Origin of the sequence: Microbulbifer epialgicus, assembly GCF_041447265.1 — a bacterium.
Classification (GTDB): Bacteria; Pseudomonadota; Gammaproteobacteria; order Pseudomonadales; family Cellvibrionaceae; genus Microbulbifer; species Microbulbifer epialgicus.
This window is the reverse complement of sequence record NZ_JBGMEK010000284.1, coordinates 1-598: the sequence shown is the minus strand read 5'-3', so window position 1 is coordinate 598 and position 598 is coordinate 1. Positions and strand designations below refer to the sequence as shown.

Below are 598 nucleotides of genomic sequence, written 5' to 3'. Positions count from 1 at the left end.
AGTTCGGCGTTTCTCTTCCTGCGCGGAAGCGGGTAATTTTCTTGCATCAATAATATCCATTTGGGTATTATACAGAACTATAGAGCCACCGGGTTAATAACGTGCCAGTCAAAGTTAATTCTGTATTTCCAATTAATTCAATGACGAAGGCATTTACGGGCGTTGCGCTTGTCCAGCTAGTTGAGCAAGGTCATCTTTCATTGGATGAAGAGATCGGTAGTCATTTAAGCGACTTACCTGACTCTTGGAAATCAATGAAAATAAAACACTTGATGGCCCATACTTCTGGATTACCAAATATCATGAGCGGCTATCAAGCTGATTTGATTGTACGTGGCAATCCGGAAGCCTCATGGCAGCAGGTAAAAACTTTGCCATTGCAATTTAAGAAGAACACTCAGTTTAGATATAACCAAACCGGATATGTGATTACTGGAAAAATTATTGACAAGTATGTTGAAGGTGGATTTTCTAAGTTTATCACTGATAATCAGCTTATAACTATAGGTATGAAGTTAACAAGCTAACGCTGGCACTGTGTTTTATACACATCATTTAAGTCCATTTAAAGCTTCCACCGCCTCCATGTAATGAAGCA

Annotated in this window: 1 protein-coding gene; it reads left to right on the top strand. The window is 39.1% G+C overall.

The window, feature by feature from the left end; all coding sequences use genetic code 11:
• The first annotated feature begins 101 nt into the window (after positions 1 to 101).
• Positions 102 to 527, top strand: a complete 426-nt coding sequence (locus ACCI49_RS25035; protein ID WP_371841978.1) for a serine hydrolase domain-containing protein — start codon at positions 102 to 104, stop codon at positions 525 to 527.
• Positions 528 to 598: the final 71 nt, after the last annotated feature.